Below are 16,957 nucleotides of genomic sequence, written 5' to 3' on the forward strand. Positions count from 1 at the left end.
AAAAAGGATTCAGAAAAGAAAGCCGGAGGCCTTCCGATTTCGCTCGTCCTGCTGGGAAAAGTTCTTTCTTTTGCCTATATTTGTTTAGAATCGTTCTTGATTTTTTGCCAACCCAAAAATTCTACTGTTTTATGAAGAAACTACATATTGTATCCAACCGACTGCCTTTTAGTATTACTTATGACGAAGATAAACCCGGGCTGGAACCCAGTGTGGGTGGATTGGCTACGGGGATGAATTCGGTTTATAAGGATTTTAACGGAAAGTGGATTGGTTGGCCGGGCATTGCTTCGGACACCAAATCGCCCATTGAGCTTAAGCAGGTGGAGGCTTTGCTGGCTAAGGAAGGTTGTGAGTCGGTGCACCTAACGGCGCATGAGGTGGAGGAATTTTACGAGGGGTTTTGCAACAACACCATTTGGCCGCTTTTTCATTATTTCCCACAATATGTTGATTTTCATTCCGAGTTTTGGGAGGCCTATGTGGCTGTGAACCGGAAATTTGCCGATAAAACCCTGGAGGTGCTGGGTGAGGGCGATTATGTTTGGGTGCACGATTATCAGTTGATGCTCGTCCCCGAGATGATTAAGCGGGAACGGCCCGACATCACCATCGGCTACTTTTTGCACATTCCTTTTCCGTCTTATGAGGTCTTTCGCATTCTGCCCTGGCGTAAGGAGCTGCTGAAGGGCTTGTTGGGTGCCGACTTGATTGGTTTCCATACTTACGATTACGAGCGACACTTTTTGAGCAGTGTGCGCCGTCTTTTTGGTTATGAGATCAATTTCAATCAAATTCATATCGACGACCGGATTATTCTGGCGGATGCTTTCCCGATGGGGATTGATTACGATAAGTTTGCCGAGGCGGCCAGTCGTATTCATCAAACGCCTTTGAAGGACCGTTCGGAGGTGCATCGTGAGTTGGAAAAGTACTTTTTAATGGATCCGGACCGGAAGCTGATTCTTTCGATCGATCGTCTGGATTATTCTAAGGGCATTCCGCATCGCTTGCGGGCTTTTAATAAGTTTTTGGAGCGACACCCCGAGTACCATGGCAAGGTGAGTTTGATTATGTTGGCTGTACCTTCGCGCAATAATGTGATTCACTATCAGCGGCTGAAGAGTGAGGTGGATGAGCTCGTGGGCAGCATCAATGGTTTGTACGGCAACATCAATTATACCCCGGTATGGTATTTTTACCGCTCCATGCCTTTCCAAAACTTGGTGGAGATGTACAGCATGTCCGACGTGGCTTTGATTACACCGGTTAGAGATGGAATGAATCTGGTGGCGAAGGAATATGTGGCCTCGCGCATTAATCAGACGGGTGTTATGGTGTTGAGCGAAATGGCGGGTGTGGTTAAGGAGATGGGAGAAGCTGTGGTGATTAATCCCAACGATGAGAACGAAACGGAGCGGGCCATTCTGCAGGCGCTTGAAATGCCGGGCGAGGAACAGGTGAAGCGGATGACTGCCATGCAAAAGCGTCTGAAGCGCTACGATGTGTTCAAATGGGCCAAGGATTTTGTAGGGGCCTTGCAGCGGGTAAATCGTTTGCAGAAGGACTTTTTGGCGAAGAAAATCACCGATAAAATCAGCGAGGAGCTGGTTGGCCGATATAAGAAGGCGAAGAAGCGGGCCATCTTTTTGGACTACGATGGCACCCTTAAGGGTTTTAAGGACAATCCGCAGGAGGTGCAGCCCGATGCTGAGCTGGAGCATTTGATTGAGGAGTTGACCAGCATTGAGCAGAATGTGGTGACCATCATCAGTGGGCGCGATAAGGAAACGCTGGGGCGTTGGTTCGAGGGCAAACAGGTGAATCTGATATGTGAGCACGGGGTTTGGTTGAAGCGTTTGGGCGGTGACTGGGAAATGCTGGCCAATGCCTCCAACTCTTGGATGCCGATGATTAGGCCGGTGCTCGACAGTTATGTGGACCGTACACCGGGTTCCTTTTTGGAGGAGAAGAATTATTCGTTGGTGTGGCATTTTAGAGGTGCTGAAGCTGAGCTGGGTGAGTTGCGTGCCAAGGAATTGCGCGATGAGCTGACTGGTTTGGTGGCCAACCACAATCTGGAGATTATGGAGGGCAACAAGGTGGTGGAAGTGAAGACCGGCGGCATCAATAAGGGGGCTGCGGCCAATAATTTTTTGATGAATATGGATGCCGACTTTATAATGGCGATGGGCGACGACTGGACCGATGAGTTTTTGTTCCGTGAATTGCCCGATACGGCCGTTACCATAAAGGTTGGCATTAAGCACACGAGTGCTTCGTACAAGTTGGAGACCGTTGAAGCGGTGCGTAAGTTTCTGAAGCAATTGGCCTAGGCCTATTGCTTTTATTTTTATATCTAATACAGATTTATGAGCAATCAACATTTTCAGGTGCCACCTCAGGTGGCTGCCTTAATTAAGAATGCACGTCAAATAATCCTGGGGGCCCTGGTGCTTTTGCTGGTGTGGACCGGGTTTTTTCAGGTGGGACCTGAAGAGGTGGGTGTTATTACCCGCTTTGGCAAATATACCAGGGAGGTGAATCCCGGACTGAATTTTAAGATTCCTTTGGTGGAGCGGGTGATTAAGGTTGCGGTAGAGCGCCAGGAAAAGCAGGAGTTTGGTTTTCGCACGGTAGAGGCCAACGTGCGCTCGGAGTATACCAAGCGGGGTACTGCAGATGAGTCGCTGATGTTAACCGGCGATTTGAATCTGGCCGATGTGGAGTGGGTGGTGCAGTACCGCATCAGCGATGCCTACAGTTATTTGTTTAAGGTGCGCCATCCTGAGAATACTTTACGTGATATTTCGGAATCTTCAATGCGTCAAGTGGTGGGTGATCGTACCGTAAATGAGGTGCTGACCGTGGGGCGTTCGGAAGTGGCGCTGGCGGTGGAGGAATTGATTCAGCGTTTGAGCGATGAATACGAGTTGGGTATTCGGGTTGAGCAGGTGGTGTTGCAGGATGTTACGCCCCCGGATCCTGTGAAAAGTGCCTTTAATGCCGTGAATGAGGCGCAACAGGAAAAGGAAACCCTGATTAATCAGGCCAAGAGTGAGTACAATAAGGTGATTCCGCATGCCCGTGGGCAGGCCCGTGAAACCATTCAAAAGGCTGAGGGGTATGCTTCGGCCAGGGTGAATAATGCGCAAGGGGAGGCTACGCGTTTTGAACTGCTTTATCAGGAGTATGTGAAGGCGCCGGAGGTGACGCGCCGTCGTTTGTATATGGAAACCATGCAGCGGGTGCTGCCTGAGTTGGGCAACAAAATCATTACCGACCAGGAGGGCAACAATGTGCTGCCTCTGTTGCAAATGCCTTTGAGTCCGGCCAACAAGCAGTAGTCACCAACCCAAAAAAATGTACAAAATGAAGAAAACAATAGTATTGATACCCGTATTAATTATTCTGCTGATTGTTGGATTTGGCAGTGTTTACGTGGTTAATGAAACGCAGCAGGTGGTTATTACCCAGTTTGGTCGTCCCGTTGGAGAAGCGGTTACCACACCAGGCCTTAATTTTAAGCTGCCCTTTATTCAGAAGGTGAATTATTTTGATAAGCGATATTTGGAGTGGGATGGCGATGCCAACCAAATTCCGACCCGCGACAAGAAGTTTATTTTTGTGGATTCTTATGCCCGTTGGCAAATTACCGATCCTTTGAAATTTTTCATTCGTCTCACGAATGAAAGGGGAGCCATGTCGCGGATTGCCGATATTTTAGATGGCGAAACGCGCGACCATGTGGCCAATCATAATTTGGAAGAGGTGGTGCGTACCAGCAACCGTACTCCTGTGGCTACCGATGTTATTTCTGAAATGCTGTCCGATTCGCTGGTGCAAATTGAGGTGGGGCGCCAGCGCATTCAGGAAATGATTCAGGAGTCGGCCAATCGCCAGGCCGCAGATTTGGGAATTGCCATCCTCGATTTCAAAATCAAGCGCATTAATTATGAGGAGGAGGTGCGCGAACAGGTGTACAACCGGATGCGCAGTGAGCGCATGCGTATTGCCGATGAGTTTCGTTCGGAAGGACAGGGGGAGGCTTCTTCCATCAACGGTGAAAAGGAGCGGGACTTGCAGGTGATACAATCGACAGCCTTTAAGGAGGCGGAGGAAATTATGGGTAAGGCCGATGCCGAGGCGGCATCAATATATGCTGGGGTGTACGACCGGTCGGCAGCTTCGCGTGAGTTGTATGCTTTTATGAAGGCGATGGAGACTTTTGAGAAGACCTTTGACGGGGAGACTCAGGTTATTTTATCGACCAAGAGTGAACTCTATAAGTATTTGAAAGATATGCGCTGATTTTTTCGGCGGGCCAACAGGTGCCTTCGGGCGCTTGTTGGTTTTTTTTGTAATAGATTACAGTTTGACAGTGTGGCGGATTTTCCGCTGACGCTTTACTCGAAATATTCCAACAAAAACTGTTAATTTGTAATAAAAAATTGGTTTATTTGAGCTTGTTTTAAACTTTAAATCCGACACCATCATGCAAATTGAGGGACTTCCAAAGGCTTTTTTGCGGAAAGAGGCACGTGAGTACATCGACCTGTACCGGTCGCTGGGCGAAAGGGCCGAGGTTTTTTTGCCCAATTACGTTTTCGATAACCTTCAGGCGTTTGTGCGACTGTGTTACGAAGAGCCTATAGACCCTGCCCGCCAACAGGCCGAAATTCAGAAATACCTCTTGAAATTTCAGGAAGAACTTCCGGGATACTCCGATGTGGCGTTAATGCTTTACCCGCACGAGGATTCCAAGGCATTTTTATACACTTCACTTAAACAGAAATTCAATCAAAAACTGGGTTATTTTGCCGATAACGATGTGGTGGGCAAGGAAAAGAAGGCCTGGATTGAAAACATACTTGCCGGGCACGATTTGTCGGTAGGCACTCCGCCGGTTACCGAGGCGACCATTGATTATCTGGCCAAGGTTATAATAGGTAATCCTGCCCGGGAATTGCGGCGCTTTAGGGATGTAATAGGCGTGATTGGCGATATTGATGAGGCCCACTGGAATTACCTGATGGATACCCTCGATCAAATGATCAACCAGAGCACCCATTACACCACCAAGGCCGAGAAAAGCAACTTTTTGCACCGGACCGAGTGGGCGGTCAACTTTAAGGGACTCAACGGCTTTATCCGCACCGTGGTGTCGGGCAATTCGGATATGGCGGTGGAGTTGCTGCGCGGAGAGGTGCTCGGCAGGGATTGCGTAAAGGTGGTGGAGAATGTGAAGGGCGACGAACTGTTTGCCCAAATGCAAGCCGATACCTCCAGTGTTTTTGTGGTGAAGGTGAAGCACATGCGTAAGAATATGTTTTCGGGCTCGCGCTGGTTTCCTTACATCTCCCGCATTGTGGTTATTGACGATTCGCCCGAATCGGTGGCATCCAACACTTCGCTGGTTTTTAGTTTTCACAACGGCATCATCAATACCCTCAACAAGGTGCACACCAAAAAGCTGGGTGCACCTGCCAATACCCAGTTGAACCTGCGTTTGATTCTGGAGAATGTGAACCGCTCCAATTTGGTTGAATTTAAGGATTTGGTCGACGCTAAGATTGAGGAGTACAATCAGGAGTTGCAGGACCTGAAGCAGGAGCAGCTGGGCGACGCTTCGGACCTGGTGAAAAGCATCAATCTGTATAAATTCGACGGCTTTACCCGCCAGATATTGGTAGACCGCTACTCTTTGGCTCGCCTGCGAGATTTCATCCAGTTTATTCAGAATACGGTTGACGATAAAAAGCGAAAGGCGCAAAACACCGCGCTGATTGCGGATTTTGAGGCCAAAATCCGCAAGTACTTCTACAGCAATACTCCGGCGGTCCGCATAGCCACCATCCTGGAAGGGGGAGGGCGCAATCAAATCCGTACCTATGGCGATTACCTGCTGCAAAGAGAAATTAAGGCGCTGGATCCCGCTGCCGTTAAGCGCTGCAGAGTGATTCTCGATTTTATTCCCGACAACTACAAGCGTACGCTGCACAACCACTTTCACAAGAACTTCGGCATCAATCTGTTTTTGGAGCGTTACCAAAAGTTCATCACCAAGGTCGATAATGAGGCCGACAACAAGGGACGCTTTCGCAATGTGTTGATCGACCTGGGGGTGTATAAGGATTATGAGCACAAGTCGGAGGAGGAGCAAAAGATCATCCGTGGTTTCATCAGCGATTTAGGGAACCTCGACAAGACCTCCATCGCCGACGATGTGCAGATGATCATTCGCGACATCCTGTTTAATAAGGATGCCCAACCCAAGCCCTACATCGTGTACAATAAGGTCTTGGCCTGGGAGTACACCGATTTGTTTTCGGAGGAGCGTTTCAACATCAACCCCTTCGACATAGAAATTGAGAACCTCGACGATCAGCGCATCGATTACGAGCGCATTCATCGCAAGCTGGCCCGCATTAAAAATACCCTGCAGCTTTTCGACAGCAGTGGCAACTTGTGGGATCGTTTTTGCGAGAACCTTACCATCATCATCAACGATCCCTCGAATCCTACGGGCTACTCCGATTTCAACCGCGAGAACCTGATTGAATTCCTGAAGTTTGTAAACAACAGCCGGATAACCCTGCTGTTGGATGAGGCCTATACCGACAGTGTAAAAATTGACGACGAGCTGCTGCCCAAGTGGCGATCCATCTCGCGTTATGTATTCAACAACGAGAACCTCCTGTCCAAGATTCGGGTGGTATCGTCTTTGTCCACCACCAAGAATCTGGCCGGCTCGGGCGATCGGCTCGGGGCCATAGTGGCCACACCGGCTATGAATGCTGTGGTGGAGTACGCCGATGCCCGCAATACTGCGGTACGCGGCAACAGCACCTCCCTGTACTTTTTGAACGAGGTGTTGGGCGTGGCCATTCGGGCCAAAGCCATTAAGGATAAGCTGGAGGTGGAATTGCCCAAGAATGCCAGTCGCAGTAAAATTCAGCGGGTGATCGAAAACTTTTTGGTGGAACAAACCAAAGCCATGCCGGGAGGTAAGACCGGTGCCGAGACGCCGGTAAGTATGTTTGAGGGCAGTCCCCTCCACCTCTTCCTGCTCGAAGAGCTGGTGAGTCTGTCCAAACTCGACATTTTGAATTTGCCCGATGACTTTAAGTACCGCGAGGTGCCCTTCTTCGTTTATTATTTTGAGCAATTGGTGAAGGGACTGAACACTTTTAGGGTAAACAAAAACTTCCGTACCGAATCGAACCGACGACTTTCTATGGCCAAAAGGGTGGCTGCAGAAGTGCTGGAGGCTACGGAGACTACCGATGTGGACGTTATTGAGTCGGACGGCTCCTACCTTTTCAACCTGCTCTTCCATGATTTTGGCTCCTACAACGATCTGGAGATTTTCTGCAAGGCCCTGGGTGAACAGCGCGGCCTTTGTGCGCTGCCCTACAAAACCGGCGTAGTTCGTTTTTCTCTGGGGGGCTATCTCGACGGCAGCGCCCGCAGTTACGAGATTTTTGAGAAGGAGATCCGCACGGCACTGACCCTCTTCCTGGGGTATTGGAAGCAATTCCGGACCGTGGTACGCTCGGCCGGAAATGGGGGCGACAGCGAGGTCTTGATCAAAGAGGTTTTTCCGGCGCTCAGGCAGAATGCCTGGATGGATGCCGTGCTGGAGGATTTTAAAGCCATTCGGGATTTGAAGAAGCAGTCGAACAAATCCTTAAAGATCAACGACAACAGGTCGCTCTACCACGCTTCGCCCCAGCTCAGCGGGGTAGCCATTACCACCATTGGCGATTCCAGCAATTCGGTTATTGAGTTTCAGGGCGATGTGGGCAACTGCAGGGATGTGGAAGAGTTCATTCGCAGCACCGCCTTTACCAAAATTTACGAAAATCTGCTGCCGCAGATTTACCGCAAAATCCCTCAGATTAAAAACCTTAATTTCAACATTGTGGCTTCGCGTTTCAGTAAGGCCACCATATTGAAGTACATTCATAACAAGAAGACTTTCCATCCGAACAATTACGTGCTCGACGATCCGGAAGAGCGCAACATCATGCGCGAAATCCTCATTGAAATGGAGCGCATTCTGTTCTCCGATGCCAAGATGAAAATTCTAACCCTCGAAGCCAGTGGCGACTCGCATCGCGATGTGGCGCGTTTGGAAGGGGTGAATGTCATACTGAAAAAGCACATTCAGGAAATTCTGCTGCACTTTAACCTGCCCTTTGAGCAGCCGACCATTGAGCCCAATCGCAAGGAGATTATTGAGACCGCCTGTGCCCATTATGAGGAGGTAACCGGCTTGAAGGTGGACGGACTGGATCTGGAGAAATACCTGAATCAGTTTCTGGAAGGTTTGCGACACCATGCCGATTTCAGTCGCCTTGGTTTGTCGTCGCGCGGCTTTGGTTTCATCGTCAACGTGGTGAAGCAAAGGGTGCTCGACAGCAGTCTCTCTACCCCCGAACGCATACTCAACGTCTTTTTGTTGCGCAACGACGATTCCTTTTACAAGCAGGTCATCGAAAAGTTGTCGTTTTTGCAGGAGCGTATTGCGGCGACCGACGATGCCGATTTGAAAATCATTACGGAGAATTTGTTGACCGACATCCTGCCGAGGGAGGTGAACGACATCATGAATTACATCTTCCGTAAGAAGGACATCAAAGTAGGGGAACAGCTCCTGGATGATGTTACGCATAGGGTGGTCAGCTTTATTGTGCACATACAAAACCTGACTAAGGGGACCGACTATTACTACCGTTATTTGCACACCCTCATTCGGGTGGTGGATACGCAGTTCCGCAGGCAGAACAGCAATAAGAATGAGATGATTCAGCACGGAATTACCCTGTACCGTAATTTCGATATGAAAAACAAGACGCTGAAGGATTACAACAGTGGCGCCTTGTCGTGGATCAACGATTTGATGATGAAGTGCGGCGTAATTTCGGTAGAGCAGCCGGTACAGTTGCACACGCGAATAGCCACGGATGCCAAGAAACGGGAGTTCCCCTTTTATCGGGTCGATCGCGATGAAAACGAGCCGATGTACCTGCTGGACATGAACCGCGGGGCTTCTAAGAACGATTACATCAAGACTTTAAGCATTAAGCCTTCGTCGAAGTTCTTTGAACGGCGCCTGGCCCGCTTTGTGGCCAACCTGGATCCGGACGATTACCGCTGTAAAATTATGCAGCACGGGGTGGTGAAGCAGTTGATTGTCTTCCAAAAAGGTTACATCAAGTACCTGACCGACTTCTTCCGTTTGGTGCAATACAACGATGTGAGTCTGAAAGACGCCCAAAACTTTGTGCCCGATGTCTTCCTGCTTTTGGGCGCACCCGAAAAGGTGATTTCCTTCCCCCAGGTGGGATTCTTCGACTTGAAGGGGCCCAACGGCAGCATCAAGAGCATCGTTACGCCCTTGCGTAAGGAGGGCGATTACTTTGGAAATGTGAAGAAGCCCTGGCTGACCATGCTCAATGAGAAGGTGAAGGAGATGGGTGGCGTGCCTAAGCACGGCTCGCTCTTTTCCATCGAAATGGAAGATGGTTCCATCTTCACCATAGAGGTGGATGGCGACAGCGGGGCCGGTAAATCTGAAATGATTGCGGCGCTGGTGTTGCGTTGGTTGCGTAGGGACTTGCCGGGTGTGCGTTCGGTGAAGCTGATCGCGGGCGATATGTTCCATGTGTTCCGCGATAAGGCGGGCAATATTTATGGCTTTGGTACCGAGGAGGGCGACTTCTCACGGGTGACCGACTTTGATCCGGACTTTATTAAGTACTATAAGTATTTGTTCGAGACGAGCGCCGACAGCAATGTGGACGATCTGAACTCGCGCAGTACCATTACGGGCTTCTGTGAGATTCATTTGCCTTATAAGATCGATATTATGCTTACCGCCAGCAATTACTCGAAGGAGGAGGGCGGCATTACCCGGGTGAATAATCCGGAGAATTATTTGTTGTACATCGACTCGCACGGCGAGAGGATGGAGAAGGCCACCAGTCAGGATGGCCCCAACTTCCAGCGTTCGCTGAATCGCGTTACCGGCGATAAAAACATTGTGGAGGTGCTGGCGCAGCACGGCAATTATCTGGACGATTTGCTCGACTGGGATTTTGTGCCGTCTGAGAAGAAGTTCTACCTGTGCTCCTCGTACAAAATGATGGACAAAATCGATATCGAGAAGGTGGTGAATCAGATCTTCTGTGGCAAGCGCTTCAGTCACAAAGGACAGGTGTTTGCCATTGATTCGGTGCAGTTCGATTTGGTAAAGAACCGCTTTATGGCCGAGGCCGAGGCCGGGGAGGAGCGCATTGTCCTGCCCTTGTCGCGCGACATCTTTATACAGATGTTCGACGGTCTGGCCAGTACCCCGGGTGGCCAGCCCTTCATTGCCCAGGAGGGCGAAATCGAGAACCGCTACCTGATGGTGGAAGTCTTGAAGGGTGGTGTGGACGGCCTGGGTGCCGGCAAGAAAATCCAGTGCGGCATCATGTCCACCGAAATCGGCAAGAAGGGCAAGGAGTTGTCCGGTCCCCCCAAGGCTGCTGTTGGTCTCATCAACATGATTCAGGAGATGCGTGCGGGCAACGGAGAAATCAATGCGGCCCGCAATGAGGTGAATGCCATTGTGCGTGAAAAGTATTCGCATGTGTTCGATAAGGGGGGCAACAGTCGCGAAATCATGCGTTACAATTTCTACCTGTATCAGTTGGATAAAACGATGAAGGCGCAGTTTGTGCGTATGGACGATCCGGAGAAGGCCATCGATTTGAGCGGGGTCAACCGTTTTCAGCCGAAGCATCCTTCGGAGCCTTTCCATCCTTTGTTGGTGACGCCGAATTTGAATATTGAGCTGACCAGTTTTGGGGAGACTTACGAGGAGTTGATGAGTCTGCCCAACTACCCTGAGTTTGCTGAGGAGTTTTTGGTGGGGGCCGAGCGCTTGTATGTGGCGGAGGGCTACTCTGAGGAAACGAAGGTGAACAATATGATTACGCAGTTGCTGCTGATGGATGGTTACATTGAGTTTGACGACTTAACCAAGGGCCGGATTACGGAGCAGGTGAACCGGGAAACGATTGCGGCGGCGAAATCGGCGGTGTTGAAGGAGCTGGGTCGGCGTGTGAAGGTGGCGACGAAGAAAACGGAACCGAAGAAAGGGGAGGGGAAGAAGGGCAGTAAATAATTATGGTGGTCGTGGTGTAGAGTTGCTGCTGACAGAAAATTTCTATTCAGTTACGCTTGATGCAGTAATTCTGCGCTACTGCCTGTTTCCTATTCACTGCAGTCACTTTGCTACAAGCACGGAACTCGCCTGTGGCTCAAACAGCCGTGCTTGTTACGCTGCGTGACTTTGTTCTCTTACGGAAACATTCAGAGGCTTGAATTACTGCATCTGCGCTTTGACGAAATTTTCTGAAGGCAGTTGTTCTACACTACTTCCCCTCCAGAGCTGGGCTTGATGGGATACATCTTCGCTTGGACGAGTTGTTTTCTGTAGGTCGCAATCTTGCACCACTTCCCTTCCAGAGGGAAGCAAGAAATTTTACGCTGTACTTATTCCCCTTCTTTACGAAAAAATGCCGAGGCTTAATATATTACTGCTTCGCTGGGACGAGTAGGCTCAGTTGAGCTGCTTTCTGAAGGCAGTTGTGCGGCATTACGAATCGAATTGTAACATATTTTTGTTTATATTTGCAAAGTTATACGCATTGAAGGCTCCTACAAGCTGCGTTTAAATGTACCCCGCAGACTGCATATTGGTTGTGTGGCTGTTAAGAGAGTGGACTTTATGATGCATTGCAAGAAAACGATTGGCATTCGGCAGTTTGACGTGCCAGGTCTGATTAGAGGGGATCGGAAGGCGTTTGAGGTGGTGTATTTGGATTTGTTTGATATGCTGTTTCATTTGGCGAACAGTTATGTTCGAGATCATGAAGTTTCGCGGGAATTGGTTCAGGATTCTTTTCTAAAGCTTTGGGAAGTTCGTGAAAGTCTTCAGCATCAATCTAATATATCTAACTTCCTGTATACACTCACGAAAAATCGTTGCCTCAATTTTTTAAAACAACAAGAAGTTATAGCCAGAAATACGAAGGAGTATCTGTTGCCTGAGTTGCTTTATGCGCAGGAGTCTTTAAATGATTTTCCAGATCAATTTTCCGATATAGAAGAGCTTATGCTTCGGCTTGAGGCTGCGATTGAACAATTGCCCCCTGATGTAAAGAAGACTTTTATCTTGCATAGGTTTGACGGGTTAACCTATTCTCAAATTTCAAAGCAACTTGGAATTAGTCCCAAAACTGTAGAAGCCAGGATCTCAAAAGGTCTTAAGTTGCTCAGGGGAGATCTTAAAGATTATTTTCCGCTTATTCATTTGCTTTGGCTGGTTCCCTATTGATTTTCTTTTAACAATCCTTGTTTACTTGCGTCCTTATTTTCTGGCTTTGGCCTGTTTTGTTGTAGGGCCGGCCATATGGTTGTTGGCCAGTGTTGTGTATAAAAATGTGCAGCAAAGTGAAAAAATATCATTTTTTTAATAGGGTATTTGTATCTGAGCTTGTTTAATATTAAAACGAGAATTTGTGGAAGAACAATTTTTGAACATACTTAAAGGCCGAATCCGGGGTGAGGAACGAGCTGCTTTTTTCAAATCGCTTCAGGACGATCCTGAAGTAAGGAAGGGCTATGCCGAATTTGAACGTTTATGGGTTATAAATCAAATGGGGTTTAAGCTTCATAATTTGGGGGAGAAACGTAGGGCTTTTGATTCCTTTTGGAGAAAGCGCAGCTTGGCTGGGGCCATAAGAAAAAAGTTCAGTTATTACCAGGCTGCAGCCGCCGTTATGGCAGTGGTCTTGGTGTCCGGGGCCATTTTTTTTGCACTGGGAAACAGATCGATAGAAACTCTGGTTCTGGTGGCTCCCAAGGGGAATGTTTCGAACATTGAACTCGGGGATGGCAGCAGTGTTTGGTTGAATTCAGAATCGCGAATAGAAATGAAAAGGTATCGAAGTTCAAAAGTAGTGGTAAACCTGACCGGCGAAGCCTACTTTGATGTGATTCATGATTCCACACGTGAGTTTATTGTGAAAGTTGGCGATTATGCCATTCATGACCTTGGGACACAGTTTAACGTCGCTTATGATGAGCAGGCAGGGTATGTTGAGGTGGCCTTGTTTGATGGCCTTGTTGAATTCAAGGAAGGCATAAAGCGTCTTTATCCGGGTTTGCAACCCGGTCGGATGTTTTGCTTTGATATGAATAATCAGTCTTTTAAGGAGAAGAGTGCAGATAAGGGTTTGATTACTGCCTGGAAAGATGGGAAATTCATTTTTATGAATGAAAAGATGGAAAATATTGTCAGGGAGTTGGAGAACTGGTATGATGTCAGGTTTGTCTTCGAGAACGAGTCCATCAAGGAGGATGAGTTTTTTGGGGTGATTAAACGCAGGACCAGCCTGGAGCACATTTTAAGCGTGCTGAAGCTTTCCGCAGAAATTGATTATTCTATGCAACAGCAGGAGGATGGCAGCTTGTTGGTCGTTTTAAAATAATACAGGCACCCCGCGCCAACGGAGTGCCTGTAAAAAAAATCAAACGAAACTGCGCCAACAGTTTCGTAAGTCTAACTTAATTCAATACAAATTTATGAAAAAAAAATGGATGTTATTTAGTCGGTTTCGGCCTAATGGAAGTACTGGTCTGAGGATTCTTAGGTTTGCTTTTGTTGTCGCATTGCTAATTGGTTCCCATGGTATAGTTTTGGGGAATAATTTAGAAAACAAAGCAGTAACCCTCAAGGTGGAAAACGCAACCATTTTGGAGGTTTTTCGGAAAGTTGAGGAAGCCAGTGGTTATGGTTTCTTTTTTAAGAGCGACCAATTGGATCTCGATCAGCGGTTTACGTTCTCCTTGACTGATGTGCCTGTCGAAGCAGTTTTGCAGAGGGTGCTCGATAATGCGATTTATGCTTTTGAGATTGTGGGTGAAAATGTTGTAGTTACCCGGCGCACCAGCGACGAATCCGAATTTCAACAAAACCAAATCACAGTGCGCGGAGTTGTGACGGATGAGTTGGGAGATCCTCTTCCTGGAATCACCGTAGTGGTAAAAGGATCGACAAATGGCGTGATTACTGATGTAAATGGGCGCTATAAGTTGGATCAGGTCTCTTTAAACTCGGTGCTGGTCTTTTCATTTATTGGTATGGAGACCAAAGAGGTTACCGTAGTTTCGGAGGTCGTTAATGTTTCCCTAACGATAGCTGTCATCGGACTGGACGAGGTGGTTGCCATTGGTTACGGGAGCATGCGTAAGGCAGATGTTACCAGTTCGGTTGCTACCGTTAAGGCCGATGATTTTGTAAAAGGAGGGGTGAAAGATGTGGGGCAATTGATCCAGGGCAAAGTTGCCGGCCTTACCATTACTACTTCAAATGGAGATCCCACTGCTAATTCGGAAATTCGCCTGCGTGGGAACACCACCCTTTATGGGACCAGTACGGCTCCATTGATTTTGATCGATGGGGTTCCGGGTGATTTTAATTCAGTTGCACCAGTGGATATTGAGTCCATTGATGTGTTAAAAGATGGGTCGGCAGCTGCCATTTATGGCACCAGAGGAACAAATGGCGTGATTCTTATAACCACTAAACGTGCCAGTGGGAGTTTTGACGCAACCCTGGAGTATTCTGGTTATGTGAGTTCGCAACAAATAGTTAATAAGCTGGATGTTTTGACTGCCGCTGATTATCGCAGACAGATATCGGAAGGGGTTCGCCTGGCGAGCGATGACCTGGGTGCAGACACCAATTGGCTGGATGAAATAACAAGAACGCCTCTGAGTCATGTTCATAATCTTACTTTTAGAGGCGGTGATTCCAAAACCAATTATCTGGCCTCGGTTACCTATAACAGTACAGAAGGAATTTTTGAGAAGTCCAATAAGGAAACTTTTACAGCCCGGACGGATGTCAATCATAGTTTGTTTGATGGTTTAATTCAGGTGAATCTTGGACTGATTTCCAGAAATATAAATTATGGAACTACTGGCGACGGTTTTGGGTTTAATGGTTATACCTACCGTCAGGCAGTTATTTATAATCCCACTGCACCGATCAGAACTGCAGATGGAGATTGGTATGAGAATACTGGGGCGTTTAATTATGACAATCCGGTGGCCCGAATAAAAGAAGCGGATGGTGAAAACAAGGATCAGTGGTCCCGGATCAACGGGAATATTGTTCTAAATCCTTTTGAAGGGTTGAAGCTTAAGGCCTTGTTGAGTTATTCTAAATACAACCAAACCAGAGGGTATTACGAAACACGCAGTCACATCTCTACCAAGAGGAGCGGGCTTAATGGTTATGCCTCCAATGGGGCAGTTGAATCTATTGATCGCTTAGCGGAACTCACAGGTGAATATCAAAAAACCATGATTCGTCACCATTTTTCAGTACTGGGTGGTTACAGTTATTCAGATAATGATTGGCGTGATTTTTTTATGACCAATCAGGAATTTCCAACGGATGCTTTTGGATATAATAATATTGAGTTGGGACAGGGTATTGAAGAACAGGGAACTTCCTCCGGTATTGGTAGCGGCAGGAGCAAAACCAATCTTATAGGTTTTTTTGGACGGACAACTTATAGTTTTGATAATAAGTATTTGTTTATGGGGAGCTTGCGGTACGAAGCTGCCAGTCAATTATGGGGAACCAAGGATCCCTGGGGCCTTTTTCCATCTGCTTCTGTAGGTTGGCGTATTTCTAACGAACCGTTTATGGCTGGATTGGATTTTGTAAATGATCTTAAGCTTCGCGCAGGTTATGGCGTGACAGGGACGCAGCCCTCTGCATCTTTTCTGGGGGTTTCTACTATGGGTTATACCGGACAGGTAAACATCAATGGAAAATGGGTACAGACCATAGGCCCCACCCGAAATGAGAATCCCTATTTGAGATGGGAAGAAAAGAAAGAAACCAATTTGGGTCTTGACTTTGCTTTGTTTGATGGCCGCATTTCAGGAAGTGCCGATTATTATTTTCGGGAAATAGACGGGCTTTTATGGAATTATGCTGTACCTGTTCCTCCCAACATGGTGGGAACAACCACTGCCAATGTGGGTGTTATGTCCAATGAGGGATTTGAGGCTTTGTTGAATTTTATTCCGATCACAACTGATGATTTTGAGTGGCGGACTACCCTGGGCTTCTCAACCAACAGCAATATACTGAAAAGTCTAAGTAATGAGCTTTACCAGTCGGAAAAAGAGTATTTTACAACAGGAAATACCGGGGAACCCATTCAAACGTACACGCACCGTGTAGATATCGGTGGACCGGTAGGCAACTTTTATGGATTCAAGGTAGTGGATGTTGACGATGAAGGCAAGTGGGTATACAAGGATGCAGAAGGCAACCTTGTAAACTATTCAGGGTTTGAGCGTTCTGAGGAAAACAAACAGGTTTTGGGTAATGGTTTGCCAAACTACTATGCTTCCTGGAATCATTTCTTCAAATATCGCAATTTTGACCTAAGTGTGACTATGCGAGGGGCGTTTGATTTTCAGATACTTAATTTTGAAAGAATGTATCTTGAAAATACCAAAACAGTTCAATACAACCGCTTGCGATCTGCTTATGATAAAGTGTTTGACAAAGCTGTTTTGAGCCAGGAGGTTGATTTGGAGTACAACAGCTACTACATTGAGGATGGTGATTTTTGGAAGATTGATAACATCACTTTAGGTTACAACGTGCCGGTAAGTGTAGGGTCCATTAAATCTCTCCGGGTATATGTTTCGTCTTTAAACAGCTTTACGTTGACTGCTTACAAGGGGATTGACCCGGAAGTGAGTTTTAATGGTCTCGCGCCCGGAAACGACAATAGGGACAAATACCCTACTGCGCGAACTTTTACCTTTGGAGTTAATGTTGGTTTCTAATTGGAAAAGTTTAAGAAGT

At 47.5% G+C, this 16,957-nt stretch carries 7 protein-coding genes; all 7 read left to right on the top strand.

What is annotated here, in order from left to right; all coding sequences use genetic code 11:
- The first annotated feature begins 131 nt into the window (after positions 1-131).
- Entirely contained in the window at positions 132-2,336 is a 2,205-nt protein-coding gene (locus B4W65_RS10410) for a bifunctional alpha,alpha-trehalose-phosphate synthase (UDP-forming)/trehalose-phosphatase (protein ID WP_088655099.1), read from the top strand.
- 36 nt (positions 2,337-2,372) lie between these two features.
- Positions 2,373-3,347, top strand: coding sequence for an FtsH protease activity modulator HflK (gene hflK / locus B4W65_RS10415; protein ID WP_088655100.1), 975 nt, complete (start codon positions 2,373-2,375; stop codon positions 3,345-3,347).
- 25 nt (positions 3,348-3,372) lie between these two features.
- Positions 3,373-4,311, top strand: coding sequence for a protease modulator HflC (hflC, locus tag B4W65_RS10420; protein ID WP_088655170.1), 939 nt, complete (start codon positions 3,373-3,375; stop codon positions 4,309-4,311).
- A gap of 184 nt (positions 4,312-4,495) precedes the next feature.
- The gene (locus B4W65_RS10425) at positions 4,496-11,176 is read left to right on the top strand and encodes an aminotransferase class I/II-fold pyridoxal phosphate-dependent enzyme (RefSeq protein ID WP_088655101.1); all 6,681 of its coding nucleotides are present in this window, start codon (positions 4,496-4,498) and stop codon (positions 11,174-11,176) included.
- A 606-nt stretch (positions 11,177-11,782) separates the two neighbouring features.
- A complete protein-coding gene (locus B4W65_RS10430) occupies positions 11,783-12,391 on the top strand; it encodes an RNA polymerase sigma-70 factor (protein ID WP_240509544.1) in 609 nt (202 codons plus the stop codon).
- Between the two features lie 184 nt (positions 12,392-12,575).
- On the top strand, positions 12,576-13,547 hold the full coding sequence (locus tag B4W65_RS10435; protein ID WP_088655102.1) for a FecR family protein: 972 nt from the start codon (positions 12,576-12,578) through the stop codon (positions 13,545-13,547).
- 94 nt (positions 13,548-13,641) lie between these two features.
- Positions 13,642-16,938 carry a SusC/RagA family TonB-linked outer membrane protein gene (locus tag B4W65_RS10440; RefSeq protein ID WP_088655103.1) on the top strand — a complete coding sequence of 1,099 codons (3,297 nt, stop codon included), beginning with the start codon at positions 13,642-13,644 and terminating at the stop codon, positions 16,936-16,938.
- The last annotated feature ends 19 nt before the right edge of the window (positions 16,939-16,957 follow it).

The organism is Geofilum rhodophaeum, from assembly GCF_002210225.1.
GTDB lineage: Bacteria > Bacteroidota > Bacteroidia > Bacteroidales > Marinilabiliaceae > Geofilum > Geofilum rhodophaeum.

What these genes read in the sequence shown, in the direction of transcription:
- B4W65_RS10425 (WP_088655101.1), top strand. Translation starts at nt 4,496, where the DNA reads ATGCAAATTGAGGGACTTCCAAAGGCTTTTTTGCGGAAAGAGGCACGT.
- hflC (WP_088655170.1), top strand. Translation starts at nt 3,373, where the DNA reads ATGAAGAAAACAATAGTATTGATACCCGTATTAATTATTCTGCTGATT.
- B4W65_RS10440 (WP_088655103.1), top strand. Translation starts at nt 13,642, where the DNA reads ATGAAAAAAAAATGGATGTTATTTAGTCGGTTTCGGCCTAATGGAAGT.
- B4W65_RS10430 (WP_240509544.1), top strand. Translation starts at nt 11,783, where the DNA reads ATGATGCATTGCAAGAAAACGATTGGCATTCGGCAGTTTGACGTGCCA.
- hflK (WP_088655100.1), top strand. Translation starts at nt 2,373, where the DNA reads ATGAGCAATCAACATTTTCAGGTGCCACCTCAGGTGGCTGCCTTAATT.
- B4W65_RS10410 (WP_088655099.1), top strand. Translation starts at nt 132, where the DNA reads ATGAAGAAACTACATATTGTATCCAACCGACTGCCTTTTAGTATTACT.